Origin of the sequence: Sphingobium sp. ba1 (assembly GCF_000743655.1) — a bacterium.
In the GTDB taxonomy this organism is placed as follows: domain Bacteria; phylum Pseudomonadota; class Alphaproteobacteria; order Sphingomonadales; family Sphingomonadaceae; genus Sphingobium.
Window position 1 is genome coordinate 1 of the sequence record NZ_JPPQ01000045.1, and the last position, 706, is coordinate 706.

Below are 706 nucleotides of genomic sequence, written 5' to 3' on the forward strand. Positions count from 1 at the left end.
GCGGATGCCGATTTTCGAGCCGGGGCTGGACAAGCTGGTCGGCGACAATGCCGCATCGGGCCGCCTGACCTTCACCACGGACCTCGCCGCGGGCGTCAAGGGCGCGGACGCGATCTTCATTGCTGTCGGCACGCCTTCGCGGCGCGGCGATGGCCATGCCGATCTCTCCTATGTCTATGCTGCAGCGCGGGAAATCGTCGCTGCGCTCGATGGCCCGGCAGTCATCGTCACCAAGTCCACCGTGCCCGTCGGCACCGGCGACGAGGTCGAACGAATCGCGCGGGAATTGAAGCCTGACCTTGATATCCAGGTCGTGTCCAACCCCGAATTCCTGCGCGAAGGCGCGGCGATCGGCGATTTCAAGCGGCCCGACCGCGTCGTCGTCGGCACCACGGGTTCGGAACGCGCCATCGCGGTGATGAGCCAGGTCTATCGCCCGCTCAACCTCAATCAGGCGCCGCTGATGTTCACCGGTCGCCGCACCGCTGAACTCATCAAATATGCCGCCAACGCCTTCCTGGCGACCAAGATCACCTTCATCAACGAGATGGCAGACCTGTGCGAAGCGGTCGGCGCAGACGTGCAGGACGTGTCGCGCGGCATTGGCCTCGACAACCGCATCGGTTCGAAATTCCTGCATGCAGGGCCGGGCTATGGCGGCTCCTGCTTCCCCAAGGATACGCTGGCGCTGGTCAAGACCGGTCAG

The 706-nt window shown here is 64.7% G+C and carries 1 protein-coding gene; it reads left to right on the forward strand.

Going from position 1 to position 706, the window contains the following annotated elements; all coding sequences use genetic code 11:
* On the forward strand, positions 1-706 hold a 706-nt coding region (locus tag IL54_RS02560; protein WP_037472032.1), incomplete at both ends, for a UDP-glucose dehydrogenase family protein.